We start from the raw sequence: 23484 nt of genomic DNA, 5'->3' as shown, positions 1-23484 counted from the left end.
ACCGTGAGGGAAAGGTGAAAAGCACCCCGGAAGGGGAGTGAAAGAGATCCTGAAACCGTGTGCCTACAAATAGTCAGAGCCCGTTAATGGGTGATGGCGTGCCTTTTGTAGAATGAACCGGCGAGTTACGATCCCGTGCGAGGTTAAGCTGAAGAGGCGGAGCCGCAGCGAAAGCGAGTCTGAATAGGGCGTTTAGTACGTGGTCGTAGACCCGAAACCAGGTGATCTACCCATGTCCAGGGTGAAGTTCAGGTAACACTGAATGGAGGCCCGAACCCACGCACGTTGAAAAGTGCGGGGATGAGGTGTGGGTAGCGGAGAAATTCCAATCGAACCTGGAGATAGCTGGTTCTCCCCGAAATAGCTTTAGGGCTAGCCTTAAGTGTAAGAGTCTTGGAGGTAGAGCACTGATTGAACTAGGGGTCCTCATCGGATTACCGAATTCAGTCAAACTCCGAATGCCAATGACTTATCCTTAGGAGTCAGACTGCGAGTGATAAGATCCGTAGTCAAGAGGGAAACAGCCCAGATCGCCAGCTAAGGTCCCAAAGTGTGTATTAAGTGGAAAAGGATGTGGAGTTGCTTAGACAACTAGGATGTTGGCTTAGAAGCAGCCACCATTTAAAGAGTGCGTAATAGCTCACTAGTCGAGTGACTCTGCGCCGAAAATGTACCGGGGCTAAATACACCACCGAAGCTGCGAATTGATACCAATGGTATCAGTGGTAGGGGAGCGTTCTAAGTGCAGTGAAGTCAGACCGGAAGGACTGGTGGAGCGCTTAGAAGTGAGAATGCCGGTATGAGTAGCGAAAGACGGGTGAGAATCCCGTCCACCGAATGCCTAAGGTTTCCTGAGGAAGGCTCGTCCGCTCAGGGTTAGTCAGGACCTAAGCCGAGGCCGACAGGCGTAGGCGATGGACAACAGGTTGATATTCCTGTACCACCTCTTTATCGTTTGAGCAATGGAGGGACGCAGAAGGATAGAAGAAGCGTGCGATTGGTTGTGCACGTCCAAGCAGTTAGGCTGATAAGTAGGCAAATCCGCTTATCGTAAAGGCTGAGCTGTGATGGGGAAGCTCCTTATGGAGCGAAGTCTTTGATTCCCCGCTGCCAAGAAAAGCTTCTAGCGAGATAAAAGGTGCCTGTACCGCAAACCGACACAGGTAGGCGAGGAGAGAATCCTAAGGTGTGCGAGAGAACTCTGGTTAAGGAACTCGGCAAAATGACCCCGTAACTTCGGGAGAAGGGGTGCTTTCTTAACGGAAAGCCGCAGTGAATAGGCCCAAGCGACTGTTTAGCAAAAACACAGCTCTCTGCGAAGCCGTAAGGCGAAGTATAGGGGGTGACACCTGCCCGGTGCTGGAAGGTTAAGGAGAGGGGTTAGCGTAAGCGAAGCTCTGAACTGAAGCCCCAGTAAACGGCGGCCGTAACTATAACGGTCCTAAGGTAGCGAAATTCCTTGTCGGGTAAGTTCCGACCCGCACGAAAGGTGTAACGATTTGGGCACTGTCTCAACCAGAGACTCGGTGAAATTATAGTACCTGTGAAGATGCAGGTTACCCGCGACAGGACGGAAAGACCCCGTGGAGCTTTACTGTAGCCTGATATTGAATTTTGGTACAGTTTGTACAGGATAGGCGGGAGCCATTGAAACCGGAGCGCTAGCTTCGGTGGAGGCGCTGGTGGGATACCGCCCTGACTGTATTGAAATTCTAACCTACGGGTCTTATCGACCCGGGAGACAGTGTCAGGTGGGCAGTTTGACTGGGGCGGTCGCCTCCTAAAGTGTAACGGAGGCGCCCAAAGGTTCCCTCAGAATGGTTGGAAATCATTCGTAGAGTGCAAAGGCATAAGGGAGCTTGACTGCGAGACCTACAAGTCGAGCAGGGACGAAAGTCGGGCTTAGTGATCCGGTGGTTCCGCATGGAAGGGCCATCGCTCAACGGATAAAAGCTACCCCGGGGATAACAGGCTTATCTCCCCCAAGAGTCCACATCGACGGGGAGGTTTGGCACCTCGATGTCGGCTCATCGCATCCTGGGGCTGTAGTCGGTCCCAAGGGTTGGGCTGTTCGCCCATTAAAGCGGTACGCGAGCTGGGTTCAGAACGTCGTGAGACAGTTCGGTCCCTATCCGTCGTGGGCGTAGGAAATTTGAGAGGAGCTGTCCTTAGTACGAGAGGACCGGGATGGACGCACCGCTGGTGTACCAGTTGTTCTGCCAAGGGCATAGCTGGGTAGCTATGTGCGGAAGGGATAAGTGCTGAAAGCATCTAAGCATGAAGCCCCCCTCAAGATGAGATTTCCCATAGCGTAAGCTAGTAAGATCCCTGAAAGATGATCAGGTTGATAGGTTCGAGGTGGAAGCATGGTGACATGTGGAGCTGACGAATACTAATAGATCGAGGACTTAACCATATAATATGAAGCAATGTTATCTAGTTTTGAAAGAATATAAAAAACTTGTTGACTTTAAAAGTTAAATGAGTTACAATAATTCTTGTCTTAAATGAATACAGTCTGGTAATGATGGCAGAGAGGTCACACCCGTTCCCATACCGAACACGGAAGTTAAGCTCTCTAGCGCCGATGGTAGTTGGGACCTTGTCCCTGTGAGAGTAGGACGTTGCCAGGCAAATGGAGGATTAGCTCAGCTGGGAGAGCACCTGCCTTACAAGCAGGGGGTCGGCGGTTCGATCCCGTCATCCTCCACCATTTAGCCGACTTAGCTCAATTGGTAGAGCAACTGACTTGTAATCAGTAGGTTGGGGGTTCAAGTCCTCTAGTCGGCACCAGTTTTAATTTTGAGAGCCATTAGCTCAGTTGGTAGAGCATCTGACTTTTAATCAGAGGGTCGAAGGTTCGAATCCTTCATGGCTCACCATTTTAATGAAATATGCGGGTGTGGCGGAATTGGCAGACGCACTAGACTTAGGATCTAGCGCCTTTGGCGTGGGGGTTCGACTCCCTTCACCCGCACTTTTAATAAAATATCTCAAACATGTCTTGCGGAAGTAGTTCAGTGGTAGAATACAACCTTGCCAAGGTTGGGGTCGCGGGTTCGAATCCCGTCTTCCGCTCCAATTTTCAATATGACATGCCGGGGTGGCGGAACAGGCAGACGCACAGGACTTAAAATCCTGCGGTGGGTGACCACCGTGCGGGTTCGACCCCCGCCCTCGGCACCATATGCGCCCGTAGCTCAATTGGATAGAGCGTTTGACTACGGATCAAGAGGTTAGGGGTTCGACTCCTCTCGGGCGCGTTTTCTTTCGGGAAGTGGCTCAGCTTGGTAGAGCACCTGGTTTGGGACCAGGGGGTCGCAGGTTCAAATCCTGTCTTCCCGATACTTGTTTGGGGCCTTAGCTCAGCTGGGAGAGCGCCTGCCTTGCACGCAGGAGGTCAGCGGTTCGATCCCGCTAGGCTCCACCATTAGTTCTTTGAAAACTGAACGAAACAAACAACGTGAAACGTCAATTTTTATTTTTAGATGCTAGACAAACTAACTTTATTGGAGAGTTTGATCCTGGCTCAGGATGAACGCTGGCGGCGTGCCTAATACATGCAAGTCGAGCGAATGGATTGAGAGCTTGCTCTCAAGAAGTTAGCGGCGGACGGGTGAGTAACACGTGGGTAACCTGCCCATAAGACTGGGATAACTCCGGGAAACCGGGGCTAATACCGGATAACATTTTGAACTGCATGGTTCGAAATTGAAAGGCGGCTTCGGCTGTCACTTATGGATGGACCCGCGTCGCATTAGCTAGTTGGTGAGGTAACGGCTCACCAAGGCAACGATGCGTAGCCGACCTGAGAGGGTGATCGGCCACACTGGGACTGAGACACGGCCCAGACTCCTACGGGAGGCAGCAGTAGGGAATCTTCCGCAATGGACGAAAGTCTGACGGAGCAACGCCGCGTGAGTGATGAAGGCTTTCGGGTCGTAAAACTCTGTTGTTAGGGAAGAACAAGTGCTAGTTGAATAAGCTGGCACCTTGACGGTACCTAACCAGAAAGCCACGGCTAACTACGTGCCAGCAGCCGCGGTAATACGTAGGTGGCAAGCGTTATCCGGAATTATTGGGCGTAAAGCGCGCGCAGGTGGTTTCTTAAGTCTGATGTGAAAGCCCACGGCTCAACCGTGGAGGGTCATTGGAAACTGGGAGACTTGAGTGCAGAAGAGGAAAGTGGAATTCCATGTGTAGCGGTGAAATGCGTAGAGATATGGAGGAACACCAGTGGCGAAGGCGACTTTCTGGTCTGTAACTGACACTGAGGCGCGAAAGCGTGGGGAGCAAACAGGATTAGATACCCTGGTAGTCCACGCCGTAAACGATGAGTGCTAAGTGTTAGAGGGTTTCCGCCCTTTAGTGCTGAAGTTAACGCATTAAGCACTCCGCCTGGGGAGTACGGCCGCAAGGCTGAAACTCAAAGGAATTGACGGGGGCCCGCACAAGCGGTGGAGCATGTGGTTTAATTCGAAGCAACGCGAAGAACCTTACCAGGTCTTGACATCCTCTGAAAACCCTAGAGATAGGGCTTCTCCTTCGGGAGCAGAGTGACAGGTGGTGCATGGTTGTCGTCAGCTCGTGTCGTGAGATGTTGGGTTAAGTCCCGCAACGAGCGCAACCCTTGATCTTAGTTGCCATCATTAAGTTGGGCACTCTAAGGTGACTGCCGGTGACAAACCGGAGGAAGGTGGGGATGACGTCAAATCATCATGCCCCTTATGACCTGGGCTACACACGTGCTACAATGGACGGTACAAAGAGCTGCAAGACCGCGAGGTGGAGCTAATCTCATAAAACCGTTCTCAGTTCGGATTGTAGGCTGCAACTCGCCTACATGAAGCTGGAATCGCTAGTAATCGCGGATCAGCATGCCGCGGTGAATACGTTCCCGGGCCTTGTACACACCGCCCGTCACACCACGAGAGTTTGTAACACCCGAAGTCGGTGGGGTAACCTTTTTGGAGCCAGCCGCCTAAGGTGGGACAGATGATTGGGGTGAAGTCGTAACAAGGTAGCCGTATCGGAAGGTGCGGCTGGATCACCTCCTTTCTATGGAGAATTGATGAACGCTGTTCATCAATATAAGTTTCCGTGTTTCGTTTTGTTCAGTTTTGAGAGAACTATCTCTCATATATAAATGTATGTTCTTTGAAAACTAGATAACAGTGTAGCTCATATTTTTTAATTTTTAGTTTGGTTAAGTTAGAAAGGGCGCACGGTGGATGCCTTGACACTAGGAGTCGATGAAGGACGGGACTAACGCCGATATGCTTCGGGGAGCTGTAAGTAAGCTTTGATCCGAAGATTTCCGAATGGGGAAACCCACTATACGTAATGGTATGGTATCCTTACCTGAATACATAGGGTATGGAAGACAGACCCAGGGAACTGAAACATCTAAGTACCTGGAGGAAGAGAAAGCAAATGCGATTTCCTGAGTAGCGGCGAGCGAAACGGAACATAGCCCAAACCAAGAGGCTTGCCTCTTGGGGTTGTAGGACATTCTATACGGAGTTACAAAGGAACGAGGTAGACGAAGCGACCTGGAAAGGTCCGTCGTAGAGGGTAACAACCCCGTAGTCGAAACTTCGTTCTCTCTTGAATGTATCCTGAGTACGGCGGAACACGTGAAATTCCGTCGGAATCTGGGAGGACCATCTCCCAAGGCTAAATACTCCCTAGTGATCGATAGTGAACCAGTACCGTGAGGGAAAGGTGAAAAGCACCCCGGAAGGGGAGTGAAAGAGATCCTGAAACCGTGTGCCTACAAATAGTCAGAGCCCGTTAATGGGTGATGGCGTGCCTTTTGTAGAATGAACCGGCGAGTTACGATCCCGTGCGAGGTTAAGCTGAAGAGGCGGAGCCGCAGCGAAAGCGAGTCTGAATAGGGCGTTTAGTACGTGGTCGTAGACCCGAAACCAGGTGATCTACCCATGTCCAGGGTGAAGTTCAGGTAACACTGAATGGAGGCCCGAACCCACGCACGTTGAAAAGTGCGGGGATGAGGTGTGGGTAGCGGAGAAATTCCAATCGAACCTGGAGATAGCTGGTTCTCCCCGAAATAGCTTTAGGGCTAGCCTTAAGTGTAAGAGTCTTGGAGGTAGAGCACTGATTGAACTAGGGGTCCTCATCGGATTACCGAATTCAGTCAAACTCCGAATGCCAATGACTTATCCTTAGGAGTCAGACTGCGAGTGATAAGATCCGTAGTCAAGAGGGAAACAGCCCAGATCGCCAGCTAAGGTCCCAAAGTGTGTATTAAGTGGAAAAGGATGTGGAGTTGCTTAGACAACTAGGATGTTGGCTTAGAAGCAGCCACCATTTAAAGAGTGCGTAATAGCTCACTAGTCGAGTGACTCTGCGCCGAAAATGTACCGGGGCTAAATACACCACCGAAGCTGCGAATTGATACCAATGGTATCAGTGGTAGGGGAGCGTTCTAAGTGCAGTGAAGTCAGACCGGAAGGACTGGTGGAGCGCTTAGAAGTGAGAATGCCGGTATGAGTAGCGAAAGACGGGTGAGAATCCCGTCCACCGAATGCCTAAGGTTTCCTGAGGAAGGCTCGTCCGCTCAGGGTTAGTCAGGACCTAAGCCGAGGCCGACAGGCGTAGGCGATGGACAACAGGTTGATATTCCTGTACCACCTCTTTATCGTTTGAGCAATGGAGGGACGCAGAAGGATAGAAGAAGCGTGCGATTGGTTGTGCACGTCCAAGCAGTTAGGCTGATAAGTAGGCAAATCCGCTTATCGTAAAGGCTGAGCTGTGATGGGGAAGCTCCTTATGGAGCGAAGTCTTTGATTCCCCGCTGCCAAGAAAAGCTTCTAGCGAGATAAAAGGTGCCTGTACCGCAAACCGACACAGGTAGGCGAGGAGAGAATCCTAAGGTGTGCGAGAGAACTCTGGTTAAGGAACTCGGCAAAATGACCCCGTAACTTCGGGAGAAGGGGTGCTTTCTTAACGGAAAGCCGCAGTGAATAGGCCCAAGCGACTGTTTAGCAAAAACACAGCTCTCTGCGAAGCCGTAAGGCGAAGTATAGGGGGTGACACCTGCCCGGTGCTGGAAGGTTAAGGAGAGGGGTTAGCGTAAGCGAAGCTCTGAACTGAAGCCCCAGTAAACGGCGGCCGTAACTATAACGGTCCTAAGGTAGCGAAATTCCTTGTCGGGTAAGTTCCGACCCGCACGAAAGGTGTAACGATTTGGGCACTGTCTCAACCAGAGACTCGGTGAAATTATAGTACCTGTGAAGATGCAGGTTACCCGCGACAGGACGGAAAGACCCCGTGGAGCTTTACTGTAGCCTGATATTGAATTTTGGTACAGTTTGTACAGGATAGGCGGGAGCCATTGAAACCGGAGCGCTAGCTTCGGTGGAGGCGCTGGTGGGATACCGCCCTGACTGTATTGAAATTCTAACCTACGGGTCTTATCGACCCGGGAGACAGTGTCAGGTGGGCAGTTTGACTGGGGCGGTCGCCTCCTAAAGTGTAACGGAGGCGCCCAAAGGTTCCCTCAGAATGGTTGGAAATCATTCGTAGAGTGCAAAGGCATAAGGGAGCTTGACTGCGAGACCTACAAGTCGAGCAGGGACGAAAGTCGGGCTTAGTGATCCGGTGGTTCCGCATGGAAGGGCCATCGCTCAACGGATAAAAGCTACCCCGGGGATAACAGGCTTATCTCCCCCAAGAGTCCACATCGACGGGGAGGTTTGGCACCTCGATGTCGGCTCATCGCATCCTGGGGCTGTAGTCGGTCCCAAGGGTTGGGCTGTTCGCCCATTAAAGCGGTACGCGAGCTGGGTTCAGAACGTCGTGAGACAGTTCGGTCCCTATCCGTCGTGGGCGTAGGAAATTTGAGAGGAGCTGTCCTTAGTACGAGAGGACCGGGATGGACGCACCGCTGGTGTACCAGTTGTTCTGCCAAGGGCATAGCTGGGTAGCTATGTGCGGAAGGGATAAGTGCTGAAAGCATCTAAGCATGAAGCCCCCCTCAAGATGAGATTTCCCATAGCGTAAGCTAGTAAGATCCCTGAAAGATGATCAGGTTGATAGGTTCGAGGTGGAAGCATGGTGACATGTGGAGCTGACGAATACTAATAGATCGAGGACTTAACCATATAATATGTAGCAATGTTATCTAGTTTTGAAGGAATATACCTTCAATAGTTTGGTGATGATGGCAGAGAGGTCACACCCGTTCCCATACCGAACACGGAAGTTAAGCTCTCTAGCGCCGATGGTAGTTGGGACCTTGTCCCTGTGAGAGTAGGACGTCGCCAAGCAACTAAAACACGAGTCAAATGACTCGTGTTTTTTCGTGTTTTATTTTATAATCCATAGTAATAAAAAATGTGTTTAAAGTATTCATATTTTGTTTAAATACAGGGGAATGTGGCTAGGATAGTGAATAAGCAAAAGAGTTGCAAATTTTATTAATACGTATATAATTAAAGTCAAAGATAGTCAAAGTCAATAAAGGTGGCGGATAAATGAGAAATATATCTGATATCATTGAGCAATATCTAAAGCAAGTTATTGACTTAAGTAATAATAATGTGATTGAAATCAAGAGAAATGAGATTGCGGATCGATTCGAGTGCGTACCATCTCAAATCAATTATGTAATCAATACCCGTTTTACGTTAGAAAGAGGATTTGTAGTAGAAAGTAAACGTGGTGGAGGAGGTTACATTCGCATTATAAAAGTCAAACTGCATGACGATATAGATATTATTGATCAAATGCTTCATATGATTGATCATAGCGTTGCGCAAGGGAATGCAGAAAGTATGATTATACGTTTAATAGAAGAGGGAATTATAACAAATCGTGAAGCGAAACTGATGTTAAGCGTAATAGATCGTTCTGTATTATCAATGGATGTTCCTTCTCGAGATGAACTTAGGGCTCGAATATTATGCGCAATGTTAAGAACACTGAAATATAAATAAATATAACTTTTGTAAAAGATTGATAACTAAGATAAAGCAGTTAAATATTGTAGAAGTTTTGAAAAAGAACATGCACTTTTATTTAAACGGATTCAGGAAAGCGAACAATCTAGTAATGTATGAAAAGTACCATGAGATAGAGCGTTCCTGTTGTAAAGGTGGGGATAGTGATGACTTGTCAAAACTGTAATATAAGACCAGCAACTTTACATTATACAAAAGTAATTAACGAGAAGAAGGCGGAAGTTCATCTTTGTGAGCAATGTGCAGAGCAAAGTGGCTATACGTCTTTCTTTCCATCATCGCAGTCTAACTTTTCATTTCATGATTTATTTGCTGGTTTATTACACGGTGAATCAACAATGTTTGAAGAAGGAAAAAATGGATTTTCAAATGCAGATATAGTAAGATGTCCAGATTGTAAGATGACATATGAACAATTTACAAAAGTCGGACGTTTTGGCTGTTATTCTTGTTACGATACATTTAAGGAGCATTTAAAGCCATTATTAAAACGCCTTCACGGTGGGCATACAGAACATTGTGGGAAAATTCCGGAACGTATAGAAGGAAATATCCACTTAAAGAAAGAATTAGATGAACTAAAACTTATTCTGAAACAATACGTACAGAAAGAGGAATTTGAGAAAGCTGCAGAAGTAAGAGATAAGATCCGAGGTCTTGAAATACAGCTTAGTGAGCATAGAGAGGGGGAATAGTTCTATGTCACTGGACAAAATTATGAACGAAGCAATTAGTCCATGGATGAAGGGGGATGGCCCTGATTCTGATATTGTTTTAAGTAGTCGAATTCGTTTGGCTCGTAACTTTAAACAATATCAATTTTCCACTATGCAAAACGAAGAAGAAGCTAAACAGATTCATGAATTATTCAAAAAGAAATTCATAAATAAAGCAGTAGGGTCTTTTGGGGAGTTTGGACTATTAAAGATGAATGAATTAACCCCTCTTCAAAGGAGAGTTTTAGTCGAAAAGCATTTAATTAGTCCAAATCTTGCAGGGACAGAATATGGAGCATGTCTACTATCAGAAAGTGAACATATTAGTGTTATGCTTAATGAAGAAGACCATATTCGGATTCAGTGCCTATTTTCAGGATTACAGTTATCAGAGGCACTTCAAAGTGCCAATCAAATAGATAATTGGATTGAGAAAGAAGTTGAATACGCTTTTGATGAATCACTTGGATATATTACGAGTTGTCCTACTAATGTTGGCACAGGGTTAAGAGCTTCTGTGATGATACATTTACCGGGACTGGTTTTAACAAAAAGAATTAGCCGTATTATACAAGTAATTCAAAAATTAGGGTTAGTAGTAAGAGGAATATACGGTGAAGGTAGCGAAGCGTTAGGTAATATATTTCAAGTTTCAAATCAAATGACGCTAGGAAAGTCTGAAGAAGATATTATTGCAGATTTAAAGAGTGTCATTCAACAAATTATACAGCAAGAAAAAATGGCTAGAGAATTAATTGTACAAAATTCAAGTATTGAACTTGAAGATAAGGTTTATCGTTCTTACGGCATACTAGCAAACAGTCGTTTAATTCAATCTGCAGAAGCAGCCAATTGCTTATCAGATGTACGACTTGGTATTGATCTAGGATATATAAAAGGTATATCGAGAAATATTTTGACGGAGCTAATGGTTCTTACGCAACCAGGTATTTTACAACAATACGCAGGTGGACCTTTAGGGCCAGAAGAAAGAGATTATCGAAGAGCAACCTTAATCCGTGAGCGATTACGTATTGAAAAAAACTAAGCGCAAGTAGGAGGCGATTTCTATGATGTTTGGAAGATTTACAGAAAGAGCACAGAAAGTGTTAGCTTTATCTCAAGAGGAAGCAATTCGTATTGGGCATAATAATATTGGAACAGAACATATTTTACTTGGGCTTGTACGCGAAGGTGAAGGAATTGCAGCAAAAGCATTAATTGCTCTTGGATTAAGTCCAGAGAAAGTTCAAAAAGAAGTAGAAGCGTTAATTGGGCGAGGAACAGAAGCTTCTCAAACTGTACATTATACACCTCGTGCTAAAAAGGTTATTGAATTATCTATGGATGAAGCGCGTAAGCTAGGCCATTCTTACGTTGGAACAGAACACATTTTACTCGGTTTAATCCGTGAAGGTGAAGGTGTAGCCGCACGTGTTTTAAATAATTTAGGTGTAAGTCTAAATAAAGCAAGACAACAAGTGTTACAACTTCTTGGAAGTAATGAAGCTAGTTCAGGTCATCAAGGTGGTTCAGCAACAAATGCAAATACACCGACACTGGACAGTTTAGCAAGGGACTTAACAGTTGTTGCACGTGAAAATCGCTTAGACCCTGTTATTGGACGCGGTAAAGAAATTCAACGTGTAATTGAGGTATTAAGCCGTAGAACGAAAAATAACCCAGTATTAATTGGTGAGCCTGGTGTAGGTAAAACGGCAATTGCAGAAGGATTAGCACAGCAAATTGTAAATAATGAAGTTCCTGAAACTTTAAGAGATAAGCGTGTTATGACACTAGATATGGGTACAGTGGTAGCTGGAACAAAATATCGCGGTGAATTTGAAGATCGTTTAAAGAAAGTGATGGATGAAATTCGCCAAGCAGGCAATATTATTCTATTTATTGATGAGCTTCATACATTAATTGGTGCAGGTGGAGCAGAAGGTGCAATCGATGCATCGAATATTTTAAAACCATCTTTAGCACGAGGAGAGCTACAATGTATTGGGGCAACAACTTTAGATGAGTATCGTAAATATATTGAAAAAGACGCGGCTTTAGAAAGACGTTTTCAACCAATTCATGTTGATGAGCCAAGTTTAGAAGAATCGATTCAAATCTTGAAAGGTTTACGTGATCGTTATGAGGCGCATCACCGTGTATCTATTACAGATGACGCTATTGATGCAGCTGTAAAACTTTCAGATCGTTATATTACAGATCGCTTTTTACCGGATAAAGCAATTGATTTAATTGATGAAGCTGCTTCAAAAGTTCGCTTACGTTCTTATACAACACCACCAAACTTAAAAGAGCTTGAAGTGAAGCTTGAGGAGATTCGAAAAGAAAAAGATGCAGCTGTACAAAGTCAAGAATTTGAAAAGGCTGCATCCTTACGTGATATGGAGCAACGCTTACGTGAGAAGTTAGAAGATACAAAACGTCAATGGAAAGAGCAACAAGGAAAAGAAAATTCAGAGGTTACGGTAGAAGATATTGCAAATGTCGTTTCTACATGGACGCGTATCCCAGTTTCTAAACTTGCACAAACAGAGACTGATAAATTATTAAATTTAGAATCCATTCTTCATGATCGTTTGATTGGTCAAGATGAAGCAGTAGTAGCAGTAGCAAAAGCTGTTCGTCGTGCAAGAGCAGGATTAAAAGATCCGAAGCGCCCGATTGGTTCATTTATTTTCTTAGGACCAACAGGTGTAGGTAAAACAGAACTTGCAAGAGCACTAGCAGAATCTATGTTCGGTGATGAAGATGCAATGATTCGCATCGATATGTCAGAGTATATGGAGAAGCATTCTACTTCCCGTTTAGTTGGTTCTCCTCCAGGATATGTTGGATATGAAGAAGGTGGACAATTAACAGAGAAAGTTCGTCGCAAGCCATATTCAGTTGTATTATTAGATGAGGTAGAGAAAGCTCATCCGGATGTATTTAATATTCTACTACAAGTATTAGAAGATGGTCGTTTAACAGATTCTAAAGGACGTACAGTTGATTTCCGTAATACAATTGTTATTATGACGTCTAACGTTGGTGCCGAGGCGTTAAAACGTAACAAACATCTTGGATTTAATGTCCAAGATGAAAGCCGTGATTATTCGGATATGAAAGGTAAAGTAATGGATGAGTTGAAAAAGGCATTTCGTCCAGAATTCTTAAACCGTATTGATGAAATTATCGTATTCCATATGCTTGAGAAAAAACATATTCAAGAGATTGTAACTCTTATGGTAAATCAGTTAGTAAATCGCTTAAAAGAACAAGAAATCGAATTGCACTTAACGGAAGGGGCAATTTCAGCTATTGCAGATAAAGGATTTGATCGTGAGTATGGCGCTCGTCCACTTCGCAGAGCAATTCAGAAACATGTAGAAGATAGACTATCAGAAGAACTTTTAAAAGGTGCTATTGAGAAAGGACAAAAAGTTATCTTTGATGTAGAAGGAGAATCATTTGTCATTCATAGTGCGGAAAAGGTAAAATAAGTATAGACAAACAAAGAGGGCTACGCGATAGCCCTCTTTCTTGTACGAGAAGGATAAACGTTTATAGACGAAAGTGAAGTGAACTATAAAAAGGTATGGCTAAAAAGAAAACGAAATTTATATGTCAAGAATGTGGTTATCAGTCACCAAAATATATGGGTAAATGTCCTGGATGTGGTCAATGGAATACACTTGTTGAAGAAATGGAGCCAGTTGTATCATCTAGGCGCCTTAATTACGCGAATGCAATTCAAACGGAAGTAACAAAACCAAGACGTCTTACCGAAGTAGAAACAAAGTCTGAGGCACGTATTGAAACGGAATTTCAAGAGTTTAATCGTGTGCTTGGTGGTGGAATTGTAGATGGGTCCTTAGTGCTTATTGGTGGAGACCCTGGGATTGGAAAATCAACATTACTATTACAGATTTCATCACAATTAGCAGATTCTTCATATGATGTATTATACATATCGGGTGAGGAGTCGGCAAAGCAGATTAAACTTCGTGCAGATCGTTTGCATGTAAAGGGTAGCAATCTATTTGTTGTAGCAGAGACAGACCTGCAGCGTATTGCAGCACATATTGAAGAGATGAATCCAGCTTTTGTTGTTATTGATTCTATTCAAACGATACATTTACCTGAAGTGACGTCAGCACCAGGAAGTGTGGCACAAGTACGTGAATGTACAGCGGAATTAATGAAACTTGCAAAAACAAAAGGAATCCCTATTTTCATTGTCGGGCATGTGACAAAAGAAGGAGCAATTGCAGGACCTCGTATGTTAGAACATATGGTCGATGCAGTTCTTTACTTTGAAGGAGATCGACACCATACGTATCGTATTTTACGGGCTGTGAAGAACCGTTTTGGTTCCACGAATGAAATGGGTATCTTTGAAATGAAAGAGCTTGGTCTTGCGGAAGTTTTAAATCCTTCTGAAATCTTCCTTGAGGAAAGGCCGGTTGGTGTTGCAGGATCAACAGTAGTTGCTTCAATGGAAGGAACAAGACCGGTTTTAGTAGAAATACAAGCATTAATCTCCCCTACTAGTTTTGGAAATCCTCGAAGAATGGCGACGGGAATTGATCATAACCGTGTTTCGCTTATTATGGCAGTATTAGAAAAAAGAACAGGTTTACTATTGCAAAATCAAGATGCATATTTAAAAGTAGCTGGTGGTTTGAAATTAGACGAACCGGCAATTGATTTAGCAGTGGCTTTAAGTATAGCCTCAAGTTTTAGGGATAAATCTACGGCACCAACTGATGCAGTAATAGGAGAAGTAGGATTAACTGGAGAAATAAGAAGAGTATCAAGAATCGAACAACGTGTACAAGAAGCGGCTAAATTAGGATTTCAACGTGTTATTATTCCTAGAAAAAACTTAGGAGGATGGACAATTCCGGATGGGATTGAGGTTGTAGGTGTTTCTAATTTAGGAGAAGCGCTTCGTTTGACATTAGGAGGCTAGGCTATGGAAGAAAATAAGCAACGTGTCAAAAGTATGATTAATATTTTACAGCTCGTGGCCCCAGGAACACCACTGCGTGAAGGGATAGATAATGTACTTCGCGCACAAACAGGGGGGCTAATTGTTCTTGGATATAATGAGCAGATTAAAAGTATTGTGGATGGTGGTTTTCACATTAATTGTGCATTCTCTCCTGCTAGTTTATATGAATTAGCAAAAATGGACGGGGCACTTATTTTAAATGAAACGGGAAGTAAAATTTTAATAGCGAATGCACAGTTAGTTCCAGAGGCATCTATTGATTCTATTGAAACAGGTATGCGTCACCGAACAGCAGAACGTGTAGCGAAGCAGACGGGCAGCCTTGTTGTGGCCATTTCACAAAGACGTAACGTAATTACGCTATATCAAGGGAACTTACGTTATACACTAAAAGATATAGGGGTTATTTTAACAAAAGCAAATCAAGCTATTCAAACGTTAGAAAAATATAAGGCTGTATGGAATGATGGTATTACGAATTTGGGCATTCTAGAATTTGAAGAGGTCGTTACAATGTCTGAGGTAGTTCACGTTTTACATAGTGTTGAAATGGTACTGCGTATTAAAAATGAAATATTGAGCTATATTCATGAGCTCGGAACAGAAGGTAGGTTAATTCGTTTACAGCTTACAGAATTGCTAGCTGATTTAGAAGCAGAGGCAGCATTGTTAATTAAAGATTATCACCAGGAGAAAACACAAGACCATCATCAAATTTTGAAAAAGTTACAGGACCTTGCAAATACACAACTTTTAGAGGATAGTGATTTAGTTAAATTACTTGGCTATCCAGGGCAAACTAGTTTAGAAGAAAGTGTGACGCCAAGGGGATATCGAATTACAAGCAAAATCTCTCGTGTTCCGCCACTTATCATTGAAAATTTAATTAATCGATTCAAAACGTTGCAAGGAGTTTGTCGCGCGACGATTCATGAATTGGATGATGTGGAAGGAATTGGGGAAGTAAGGGCGAAGAAAATACGAGAAGGCCTAAAAAGAATTCAAGAGCATCTCTATATGAGTAGACACAATTAAGAATATTACATTGATTCCATAATATAACGACACTAGAACATTTTTGGTATATGATATGATATATTGGTAAATAAAACTATTTATAAAAAAAAACACGTCCGCTTTTGCATTCGGCGTTTTGATTAGCGAAACAATGGTTAATAATGAGTAGGAGGTGGTTGGATGTTAAAACGGATCGTACAGCTCTTCTTTCTAGTAATCGGGGGAGCGTTAGGGATTTACTTAATCCCAAAAGTTATTAATGTATTAGACATCGGTGCTGTTCCTTTATTGGAAGGATCGTATGTTCGTGCGATTATTGGTGCAATTATTTTATTTTTAACAACATTTTGGCTTGTAGATTATATTGTTCAACTTATTAAGCATATTGAAGAGGCTCTTGTAAAGGCGCCTGTAGCAGATGTTTTATTTGGTACATTAGGATTGATCTCTGGTCTTATTGTTGCATATTTAATTTTAATACCGATTCGTGAATTTACAATTCCGGTTATTAGTACGGTGTTGCAAGTGTTCTTCACTCTTTTACTTGGATATTTAGGATTCCAAGTAGGATTTAAAAAGAGGAATGAATTGCTAGGATTATTTACATTACCCCAACGCGGAGGTAAGAAGAAAAATAATAGCGAGAACGAAGAGGTAGAAGCAGAAAAATCTACGACTCATTGGAAAATTCTCGATACGAGTGTAATTATCGATGGACGTATTGCTGATATTTGCCAAACGAAGTTTTTGGAAGGAACAATTGTGATTCCACAATTCGTATTAGAAGAGCTTCAGCATATTGCCGATTCTTCCGATGCTTTAAAGCGTAATCGTGGTCGCAGAGGACTAGACATTTTAAATCGTATTCAAAAAGAGATGCCGATTCCGGTAGAAATTTATGAAGGCGATTTCGAGGATATCCAAGAGGTGGATAGCAAACTTGTAAAGTTAGCAAAAATCACCGGTGGAACTGTAGTAACGAATGATTTCAACTTAAATAAAGTTTCTGAATTACAAGGAGTAACGGTGTTAAACATTAATGATTTAGCTAATGCAATTAAACCAGTTGTACTCCCTGGCGAAGAATTAAATGTTTATGTTGTGAAAGATGGTAAAGAGCAAAACCAAGGTGTTGCGTACTTAGATGATGGTACGATGATTGTAGTAGAAGATGGTAGAGAGTATGTAGGTTCGCAACTTAATGTACTGGTTACTAGCGTATTACAAACATCGGCTGGTCGTATGATTTTCGCAAAACGTAAATTATTAGAAAAAGCATTATAGGTAGAGGATTATTAATATGTATACATTAATTATTCCGGCAGCCGGCCAAGGAAAGCGGATGGGTGCTGGCAAAAATAAGTTGTTCTTACTTATAAACGAAGTACCGATTATCGTTCATACATTACGTGCTTTTGAAAGAGATAAAGAGTGCAAAAGTATTGTTATGGCAATTAACGAAGAGGAACGCCCGTATTTTGAGGAATTAATGCAGAAGTATCCGATTGAAAAACAGGTACAATTTATTCAGGGTGGAGCCGAAAGACAAGATAGTGTATATAACGCGATTCAGCATGCGAGTGATGTTGAATACGTTCTTGTACATGACGGAGCGCGCCCATTCGTAACGAATAAAGTGATTCAAGACGTATTAACAGCAGCAGAAAAATATGGAGCTTCCATTTGTGCAGTGCCAGTAAAGGATACAGTTAAGAAAGTAGAGCAAGGTGTTGTTGTCGAAACGGTAGAACGATCTCAGCTTAAGGCTGTACAAACACCGCAAGGGTTCTCTGTTTCTCTTTTGTTAGAAGCTCATAGAAGTGCAAAACAGAGTTGTTTTCTTGGTACAGATGATGCAAGTCTCGTGGAACGTATTGGTAAGCAAGTAGGTGTAGTAGAGGGGAGTTACTATAATATTAAAGTGACGACTCCAGAGGATTTACTAATTGCTGAAAGTTTCCTTCATGTTCAGAAAAAATAGCCGTGATGGTGTATAACAAAGGAAAGCTCGGCAATGGCCGGGCTTTTCTTTGTAGGGATATCAATATAATATAGAGTCATAAAGCTCAGTGGTTTAGCTCAAGGAGGATGTAAAGAATGTTTCGAATTGGACAAGGTTTTGATGTGCATGAATTTGCGGAAGGTAGACCGTTAATTATTGGCGGAATTACAATTCCACACGAGAAAGGATTAATCGGTCATTCAGATGCAGATGTATTGTTACATACGATTGCTGATGCATGTTTAGGTGCCATTGCAGCAGGAGATATTGGAAAGCATTTTCCTGATACAGACCCAGCTTTTAAAGATGCAGATTCAGCTGTATTGTTACAAAAAGTTTGGGAATTTGTGCGTGAACAAGGTTACGAGTTAGGGAACTTAGATTGTACAATTATTGCTCAAAAGCCAAAAATGGCACCGCATATTGAAAGTATGCGTAAACGTATTAGTGAACTGTTAGAAACGTCTATAGATAACATTAATGTAAAGGCAACAACAACAGAGAAATTAGGATTTACAGGTAGAGAAGAAGGAATTGCTTCTCAAGCAGTGGTATTATTACAGAAAAAATAATGGTTTTTAATTCGTAAGATGGATAATCACATTTTTTTGTTGTACAATTATAGAATGTGTAGACATTAAGAATGGAAGGTGTACCAATTATGGAAAAGCAAGTGAGAGTGCGCTATGCGCCAAGTCCAACAGGACACTTACATATCGGAAATGCGCGTACGGCATTATTTAATTATTTATTTGCTCGTCATTTAGATGGCAAGTTTATTATTCGTATTGAAGATACTGATGTAAAACGTAACGTGGCTGGTGGAGAAGAAAGCCAATTAAAATACTTGAAATGGCTCGGTATGGACTGGGATGAAGGTGTTGATGTTGGCGGTGAATTTGGACCATATCGTCAAACAGAGCGTTTAGATATTTATAAAAAATTATATCTAGATTTATTAGAGCGTGGTTTAGCTTACAAATGTTATATGACAGAAGAAGAGCTAGAAGCAGAGCGTGAAGGACAAATTTCTCGTGGTGAAACACCTCGTTATGCAGGTAACCACCGTGATTTAACTGAAGAACAAATGAAAGAATTTGAAGCTGAGGGACGTATTCCAAGTATTCGTTTCCGTGTACCAGCTGATCGTGATTACACATTTAAAGATATCGTAAAAGATGAAGTAGCATTCCATTCAAATGATTTCGGTGATTTCGTTATCGTGAAAAAAGATGGAATTCCAACTTATAACTTTGCGGTAGCAGTAGATGATCACTTAATGGAAATTACACATGTACTTCGTGGTGATGACCATATTTCAAATACGCCAAAACAAATGATGATTTATGAAGCTTTCGGTTGGGATATCCCGCAATTTGGCCATATGACTTTAATTGTAAATGAAAGCCGTAAAAAATTAAGTAAGCGTGATGAATCTATTATTCAATTTATTGAGCAATATAAAGAGCTTGGATATCTTCCAGAAGCAATCTTTAACTTTATTGCACTACTAGGTTGGTCGCCGGTAGGAGAAGAAGAAATCTTCTCTCAAGAAGAGTTTATCAAAATGTTCGATGCAGCTCGTTTATCAAAATCACCTGCATTATTTGATTCTCAAAAATTAAAATGGATGAACAACCAATATATGAAAAAGCAAGATTTAGATACGGTGGTAGAATTAAGCTTACCGCATCTAGTGAAAGCTGGACGTATAGGTGAAACTTTAAGTGAACAAGAGCAAGCTTGGATTCGTGATGTAATTGCGTTATATCATGAACAAATGAGTTTTGGAGCTGAAATTGTAGAGCTTTCTGAAATGTTCTTCAAAGATCATGTTGATCATGAAGAAGAAGGACAAGAAGTATTAAAAGGTGAACAAGTACCAGAAGTACTTCGTGCATTTGCTGGTCAAGTAGAAGCACTAGAGGCGATGGAACCAGCAGCAATTAAGGCGGCTATTAAAGCAGTTCAAAAGGAAACAGGTCATAAAGGTAAAAACTTATTTATGCCAATCCGTGTTGCAACTACTGGTCAAACACATGGCCCAGAGCTTCCTAATGCTATTGCACTTCTTGGAAAAGAAAAAGTTTTAAATCGTCTTCAAAAAGTAATTGGTTAACATTTTCTAGGTTTAGAAATATAATAAGTATACTTAAAACCTAATAAGGAAAAGCGACGAGAAGGAGAAGTAGAAAATCAGGCTTTTTACAGAGAGAACCACCTTTAGGCTGGAAGTGGTTTATAAGCGGGTTTTTGAAATGCCCCTTCGAGTCTTCTGCTGAACAGCAAAATGTTTTGTGAAACATCTTAAGGCGTTAAAGTAAGCAGAAGCGGTGTACACCGTTATCAGAGATGAGTTTGAGGCTTTTTTAGCCTAAACAGAGTGGAACCGCGCTTAAAAGGCGTCTCTGTCAATATGACAGAGGCGTCTTTTTTTATACCGTAAAACTGGGTATGAGTATAAATTTTATCTACGTGTATAAAGATTTAGGGAGATAAGTAGGGAGTTAGTTCACTCGAAAAAGCAGCCCATAAAGGGGAGGGAACATCGATGTTTAAGAGGCTTCGGGAAGATATTGAAGTCGTTTTTGAACAGGATCCAGCGGCAAGAGGTTATTTCGAAGTCATTTTAACTTACTCTGGATTACATGCAGTTTGGGCTCATCGAATTGCACATGCTTTTTATAAAAGGGATTTTTTCTTTCTTGCACGTTTTGTTTCACAAGTTAGTCGTTTTTTTACTGGCATTGAGATTCATCCAGGAGCAACTATTGGTCGACGCTTTTTCATAGACCATGGAATGGGAGTTGTAATTGGAGAAACTTGTGAAATTGGTGATAATGTAACAATTTATCAAGGGGTTACATTAGGTGGTACAGGAAAAGAAAAAGGCAAGAGGCATCCAACAATTCAGGATAATGTATTAATTGCGACGGGTGCTAAAGTCCTTGGTTCTATTACTGTGGGAGAGAATTCTAAAATCGGGGCAGGGTCTGTCGTATTAAAAGAAGTTCCTGCACATTCTACAGTTGTAGGTATACCTGGCCGAGTCGTTATTCAAAATGGAGTAAAGATTGGTCAAGAATTAAATCACTCTGACCTTCCGGATCCAATTTTTGATAAATTAAAGGCTATGGAAGTAGAACTTGATAAATTGAAGAAACAACTGGAAGTAAAGGTAGAAAGGAAGGATAAAAATGACTATTCACATTTATAATACGTTAACACGTCAAAAAGAAGAGTTTGTTCCATTAGAAGAAAATAAGGTAAAGATGTATGTATGCGGACCTACAGTCTATAACTACATTCATATTGGCAATGCAAGACCTCCTATGGTATTCGATACAGTACGTCGCTATCTAGAATATAAAGGGTACGATGTGCAATACGTATCGAACTTTACGGACGTAGATGATAAATTAATTAAAGCGGCAAATGAATTAGGTGAAGATGTACCGACAATTGCTAATCGTTTTGTTGAAGCGTACTTTGAAGATGTAACAGCGCTAGGTTGCAAACACGCAACAGTCCATCCTCGTGTAACAGAAAATATGGATATCATTATTGAATTTATTCAAGAACTTGTGAATAAAGGGTATGCATACGAATCAGAGGGTGATGTGTACTTTAAAACGAAGGAATTCGAAGGTTACGGTAAATTATCACATCAACCAATCGCAGATTTACGTCACGGTGCTCGTATTGAGGTAGGGGAAAAGAAACAAGACCCTCTTGATTTTGCTTTATGGAAAGCTGCGAAAGAAGGAGAAATCTTCTGGGAAAGCCCTTGGGGGCAAGGGCGTCCAGGGTGGCATATTGAATGCTCAGCAATGGCACGTAAGTACTTAGGGGATACAATTGACATTCATGCTGGTGGTCAAGACTTGGCGTTCCCGCATCATGAAAATGAAATTGCGCAGTCGGAAGCATTGACTGGAAAAACGTTTGCACGTTACTGGATGCATAATGGATATATTAATATTAACAATGAGAAGATGTCTAAATCGCTTGGTAACTTTATTTTAGTTCACGATATTATTAAGCAATACGACCCACAGTTAATTAGATTCTTTATGTTATCAGTACACTATCGTCATCCGATTAACTTTAGTGAAGAGTTATTACAAAGTACGAATAATGGGCTGGAAAGAATTAAAACAGCTTATGGAAACTTAAAGCATCGTATGGAAAGCAGTACGGATTTAACAGACCATAATGAGAAATGGTTAGTTGAAATAGAGAAATTCCAGACTGCATTTGAAGAGGCAATGAATGATGACTTTAACACTGCGAATGCAATTACCGAATTATACAATGTAGCCAATCATGCAAATCAATATTTACTTGAAGAGCATACATCTAAAGTTGTGATCGAAGCATACGTAAAACAATTGGAAACGTTATTTGATATTTTAGGATTAGAATTAACGCAAGAAGAATTGCTGGATGAAGAAATTGAAGAACTTATCCAAAAGCGCATTGAGGCTCGTAAAAATCGCGATTTCGCATTGTCTGATCAAATTCGTGACGATTTAAAAGGACGTAATATTATTTTAGAAGATACCGCTCAAGGTACAAGATGGAAAAGAGGATAAGGATGATTGATGCAAAGCAATTAAACAGCTTGGCGTTAGCGTATATGGGTGATGCGGTATATGAACAATATATCCGCTATCACCTCCTTCAAAAAGGAAAGGTTCGCCCTAATCAATTACATCGCTTAGGGACGAGCTTTGTTTCAGCAAAAGCACAGGCGAAAGTTGTCTATCATTTATTAGAGACGTCGTTTTTGACAGAGGAAGAAGAGGCGGTATTAAGAAGAGGACGTAATGCAAATTCAGGTACGGTTCCGAAAAATACGGATGTACAAACATATCGACATAGTACAGCCTTTGAAGCGCTAATTGGTTATCATCATTTATTAAATAACCGTGAAAGATTAGACGAAATTGTATATAAGGCAATTGCAGTTTTAGAAGAAAAGGAAGGGGGCACATCATCATGAGTAGTGAATATATTATCGGACGTAACCCTGTAATTGAAGCGTTACGATCAGGGAGAGATATTAATAAAATTTGGATCGCAGAAGGTGCTGCCAAAGGACAAGTGCAGATTGTACTAGCGTTAGCGAAAGAAAATAAGGTTATTTTACAACATGCACCAAAGAAAAAGTTAGATCAATTAGTTGAGGGTAATCATCAAGGTGTAATCGCTCAAGTAGCTGCATATCAGTATGCGGAGTTAGAAGATTTATTCAAAGTGGCAGAAAAACGTAATGAAGATCCATTCTTCTTAATTTTAGATGAGATTGAAGATCCGCATAACTTAGGTTCTATTATGCGTACTGCTGATGCGACAGGAGCTCATGGGATTATTATTCCAAAGAGAAGGGCTGTGGGGCTTACAGCGTCAGTTGCGAAAGCATCAACAGGAGCAATTGAATACATTCCTGTTGCACGCGTAACGAACTTATCCCGTACAATTGATGAATTAAAAGAACGTGGACTTTGGATTGCTGGTACAGATGCCAAAGGAAAAACGGATTATCGTAATTTAGATGGTAAAATGCCGATTGGGTTAGTAATTGGTAGTGAAGGAAAAGGTATGAGCCGTATTATTGGTGAAAAGTGTGATTTCCTAATCACTCTACCGATGGTTGGTAAAGTTACATCCTTAAATGCTTCCGTAGCCGCAAGTTTGTTAATGTATGAGGTATATCGTAAACGTCACGAAATTGGTAAATAA

General features: G+C 42.1%; 14 protein-coding genes, 9 tRNA genes, 5 rRNA genes and 1 other annotated feature (1 of these 29 only partly in view). All 28 genes read left to right on the top strand.

Translation table 11 applies throughout. From position 1 onward, the window contains the following. Nucleotides 1-2416 (top strand): 23S ribosomal RNA (locus MHI28_RS17685); it begins 506 nt to the left of the window's first position. A 101-nt stretch (nucleotides 2417-2517) separates the two neighbouring features. Beyond that, a 5S ribosomal RNA gene (rrf, locus tag MHI28_RS17680) occupies nucleotides 2518-2633 on the top strand. A 4-nt stretch (nucleotides 2634-2637) separates the two neighbouring features. Beyond that, a tRNA-Val gene (locus MHI28_RS17675) sits at nucleotides 2638-2713 on the top strand. Nucleotides 2714-2717: 4 nt separating this feature from the next. Next, nucleotides 2718-2793: transfer RNA gene (locus MHI28_RS17670), tRNA-Thr, on the top strand. A 13-nt stretch (nucleotides 2794-2806) separates the two neighbouring features. Beyond that, nucleotides 2807-2882 (top strand) — tRNA-Lys (locus tag MHI28_RS17665). Between the two features lie 14 nt (nucleotides 2883-2896). Continuing rightward, a tRNA-Leu gene (locus MHI28_RS17660) sits at nucleotides 2897-2977 on the top strand. A 29-nt stretch (nucleotides 2978-3006) separates the two neighbouring features. Continuing rightward, nucleotides 3007-3081 (top strand) — tRNA-Gly (locus MHI28_RS17655). A 16-nt stretch (nucleotides 3082-3097) separates the two neighbouring features. Further along, a tRNA-Leu gene (locus MHI28_RS17650) sits at nucleotides 3098-3186 on the top strand. A 3-nt stretch (nucleotides 3187-3189) separates the two neighbouring features. After that, nucleotides 3190-3263 (top strand) — tRNA-Arg (locus MHI28_RS17645). A gap of 8 nt (nucleotides 3264-3271) precedes the next feature. Next, nucleotides 3272-3345 (top strand) — tRNA-Pro (locus tag MHI28_RS17640). 9 nt (nucleotides 3346-3354) lie between these two features. Further along, nucleotides 3355-3430: transfer RNA gene (locus MHI28_RS17635), tRNA-Ala, on the top strand. Between the two features lie 76 nt (nucleotides 3431-3506). Further along, nucleotides 3507-5058: ribosomal RNA gene (locus MHI28_RS17630) — 16S ribosomal RNA — on the top strand. 146 nt (nucleotides 5059-5204) lie between these two features. After that, a 23S ribosomal RNA gene (locus tag MHI28_RS17625) occupies nucleotides 5205-8126 on the top strand. A gap of 49 nt (nucleotides 8127-8175) precedes the next feature. Continuing rightward, nucleotides 8176-8291, top strand: a 5S ribosomal RNA gene (rrf, locus tag MHI28_RS17620). The 16S, 23S and 5S rRNA genes sit together here with 9 tRNA genes alongside, the layout of an rRNA operon. 207 nt (nucleotides 8292-8498) lie before the next feature. Then, complete coding sequence (gene ctsR, locus MHI28_RS17615) at nucleotides 8499-8960, top strand: transcriptional regulator CtsR (RefSeq protein ID WP_001244560.1); 462 nt, start codon at nucleotides 8499-8501, stop codon at nucleotides 8958-8960. A 170-nt stretch (nucleotides 8961-9130) separates the two neighbouring features. Next, entirely contained in the window at nucleotides 9131-9679 is a 549-nt protein-coding gene (locus MHI28_RS17610; RefSeq protein WP_000128376.1) for a UvrB/UvrC motif-containing protein, read from the top strand. A gap of 4 nt (nucleotides 9680-9683) precedes the next feature. After that, complete coding sequence (locus tag MHI28_RS17605) at nucleotides 9684-10748, top strand: protein arginine kinase (protein ID WP_000050837.1); 1065 nt, start codon at nucleotides 9684-9686, stop codon at nucleotides 10746-10748. Between the two features lie 22 nt (nucleotides 10749-10770). Next, entirely contained in the window at nucleotides 10771-13206 is a 2436-nt protein-coding gene (gene clpC / locus MHI28_RS17600; protein WP_000971173.1) for an ATP-dependent protease ATP-binding subunit ClpC, read from the top strand. Nucleotides 13207-13301: 95 nt separating this feature from the next. Continuing rightward, the gene (gene radA, locus MHI28_RS17595; RefSeq protein WP_001085199.1) at nucleotides 13302-14678 is read left to right on the top strand and encodes a DNA repair protein RadA; all 1377 of its coding nucleotides are present in this window, start codon (nucleotides 13302-13304) and stop codon (nucleotides 14676-14678) included. Nucleotides 14679-14681: 3 nt separating this feature from the next. Next, a complete protein-coding gene (gene disA, locus MHI28_RS17590) occupies nucleotides 14682-15755 on the top strand; it encodes a DNA integrity scanning diadenylate cyclase DisA (RefSeq protein WP_000392164.1) in 1074 nt (357 codons plus the stop codon). Nucleotides 15756-15917: 162 nt separating this feature from the next. Then, nucleotides 15918-17021 (top strand): PIN/TRAM domain-containing protein, encoded by a 1104-nt coding sequence (locus MHI28_RS17585; protein ID WP_000919681.1) that lies wholly within the window; start codon nucleotides 15918-15920, stop codon nucleotides 17019-17021. A 16-nt stretch (nucleotides 17022-17037) separates the two neighbouring features. Then, nucleotides 17038-17718, top strand: coding sequence for a 2-C-methyl-D-erythritol 4-phosphate cytidylyltransferase (ispD, locus tag MHI28_RS17580; protein ID WP_000288312.1), 681 nt, complete (start codon nucleotides 17038-17040; stop codon nucleotides 17716-17718). A gap of 116 nt (nucleotides 17719-17834) precedes the next feature. Next, nucleotides 17835-18311: a 2-C-methyl-D-erythritol 2,4-cyclodiphosphate synthase gene (ispF, locus tag MHI28_RS17575; protein WP_000488386.1), complete on the top strand. Its 477-nt coding sequence runs from the start codon at nucleotides 17835-17837 to the stop codon at nucleotides 18309-18311. 89 nt (nucleotides 18312-18400) lie between these two features. Further along, nucleotides 18401-19858 carry a glutamate--tRNA ligase gene (gene gltX, locus MHI28_RS17570; protein ID WP_000415149.1) on the top strand — a complete coding sequence of 486 codons (1458 nt, stop codon included), beginning with the start codon at nucleotides 18401-18403 and terminating at the stop codon, nucleotides 19856-19858. 47 nt (nucleotides 19859-19905) lie between these two features. Beyond that, nucleotides 19906-20152: a binding site (T-box leader), on the top strand. Nucleotides 20153-20290: 138 nt separating this feature from the next. Continuing rightward, nucleotides 20291-20956, top strand: a complete 666-nt coding sequence (cysE, locus tag MHI28_RS17565; protein ID WP_000476495.1) for a serine O-acetyltransferase — start codon at nucleotides 20291-20293, stop codon at nucleotides 20954-20956. Beyond that, a complete protein-coding gene (gene cysS / locus MHI28_RS17560) occupies nucleotides 20937-22334 on the top strand; it encodes a cysteine--tRNA ligase (protein WP_000152284.1) in 1398 nt (465 codons plus the stop codon). Before cysE ends, cysS begins: the two co-directional genes overlap by 20 nt. Nucleotides 22335-22336: 2 nt before the next feature. Further along, nucleotides 22337-22744 (top strand): Mini-ribonuclease 3, encoded by a 408-nt coding sequence (locus MHI28_RS17555; RefSeq protein ID WP_000564265.1) that lies wholly within the window; start codon nucleotides 22337-22339, stop codon nucleotides 22742-22744. Beyond that, a complete protein-coding gene (gene rlmB / locus MHI28_RS17550) occupies nucleotides 22741-23484 on the top strand; it encodes a 23S rRNA (guanosine(2251)-2'-O)-methyltransferase RlmB (protein ID WP_000093762.1) in 744 nt (247 codons plus the stop codon). Before MHI28_RS17555 ends, rlmB begins: the two co-directional genes overlap by 4 nt.

It is taken from the genome of Bacillus sp. FSL K6-0268 (genome assembly GCF_038005425.1).
In the GTDB taxonomy this organism is placed as follows: Bacteria; Bacillota; Bacilli; order Bacillales; family Bacillaceae_G; genus Bacillus_A; species Bacillus_A thuringiensis_S.
This window is presented reverse-complemented; position numbering and strand designations above follow the sequence as displayed.

Bases quoted from the DNA above. Each gene is read 5' to 3' on its own strand.
- ctsR (WP_001244560.1), top strand. From the start codon at position 8,499: ATGAGAAATATATCTGATATCATTGAGCAATATCTAAAGCAAGTTATT.
- MHI28_RS17610 (WP_000128376.1), top strand. From the start codon at position 9,131: ATGACTTGTCAAAACTGTAATATAAGACCAGCAACTTTACATTATACA.
- MHI28_RS17605 (WP_000050837.1), top strand. From the start codon at position 9,684: ATGTCACTGGACAAAATTATGAACGAAGCAATTAGTCCATGGATGAAG.
- clpC (WP_000971173.1), top strand. From the start codon at position 10,771: ATGATGTTTGGAAGATTTACAGAAAGAGCACAGAAAGTGTTAGCTTTA.
- radA (WP_001085199.1), top strand. From the start codon at position 13,302: ATGGCTAAAAAGAAAACGAAATTTATATGTCAAGAATGTGGTTATCAG.
- disA (WP_000392164.1), top strand. From the start codon at position 14,682: ATGGAAGAAAATAAGCAACGTGTCAAAAGTATGATTAATATTTTACAG.
- MHI28_RS17585 (WP_000919681.1), top strand. From the start codon at position 15,918: ATGTTAAAACGGATCGTACAGCTCTTCTTTCTAGTAATCGGGGGAGCG.
- ispD (WP_000288312.1), top strand. From the start codon at position 17,038: ATGTATACATTAATTATTCCGGCAGCCGGCCAAGGAAAGCGGATGGGT.
- ispF (WP_000488386.1), top strand. From the start codon at position 17,835: ATGTTTCGAATTGGACAAGGTTTTGATGTGCATGAATTTGCGGAAGGT.
- gltX (WP_000415149.1), top strand. From the start codon at position 18,401: ATGGAAAAGCAAGTGAGAGTGCGCTATGCGCCAAGTCCAACAGGACAC.
- cysE (WP_000476495.1), top strand. From the start codon at position 20,291: ATGTTTAAGAGGCTTCGGGAAGATATTGAAGTCGTTTTTGAACAGGAT.
- cysS (WP_000152284.1), top strand. From the start codon at position 20,937: ATGACTATTCACATTTATAATACGTTAACACGTCAAAAAGAAGAGTTT.
- MHI28_RS17555 (WP_000564265.1), top strand. From the start codon at position 22,337: ATGATTGATGCAAAGCAATTAAACAGCTTGGCGTTAGCGTATATGGGT.
- rlmB (WP_000093762.1), top strand. From the start codon at position 22,741: ATGAGTAGTGAATATATTATCGGACGTAACCCTGTAATTGAAGCGTTA.